Here is a 598-nt window from a genome sequence, read left to right on the forward strand (position 1 = left end):
TTCTCTCCACTTTTTTGTTGGTTCTGGCAATTTTTCATAGTCCTCTTTTGCAAATCTGCCATGACTTCCGCTATGCTTGCGAATCTGCTCATTTTTCTTCACCTCGTGTTCTTCTTTGGCTTCAATTACTAACCTGTCCCATTGCTTTCTCAACTTACTAGGTGACAATATATTTTTTTTCCAGAAGGAATGATCCTGAGACCATTCCAAGAGATACACAATTTGTTGATTTGTTTTCTTGTCTCTTTCGCGAATTAAGCGGAATTCATTGGCCCACTTCTCGAAGTTCGGCTCTTTATGTTCTGGATTGGTTTCTAAAATTAACTGGAATAACAATTTGGCATGCTCCATGTCGCAAGTTTCAAACTTGTGACAAGAAGTCTTTTTATTTGTAGTAATCTCTGTAGTATTCTCTGTAGTAATCTTTGTATTTGTCCCACGTTTCAATGTAGGAGCCTCCTCCGTTTTAGTGTGGGAGCCTCTCTCATTAGAATGTGGGAGGGTGTCACTTTCTAGCGTGATAGGGTCTTGATATAAGATAGAAACTTTTTCGATGTTCTTCACAATTGGTTCCACATACATAACGTTGTTATGCCTA

1 pseudogene is annotated in these 598 nt (G+C 38.6%); it reads right to left on the reverse strand.

The annotated features are described in order from the left end of the window. A pseudogene (locus tag ACQGS6_RS29470) lies at positions 1-598 on the reverse strand (DNA replication protein DnaD); the annotation flags it as partial.

Origin of the sequence: Bacillus sp. GMs2/2, assembly GCF_050172095.1 — a bacterium.
Classification (GTDB): Bacteria; Bacillota; Bacilli; order Bacillales; family Bacillaceae_G; genus Bacillus_A; species Bacillus_A cereus.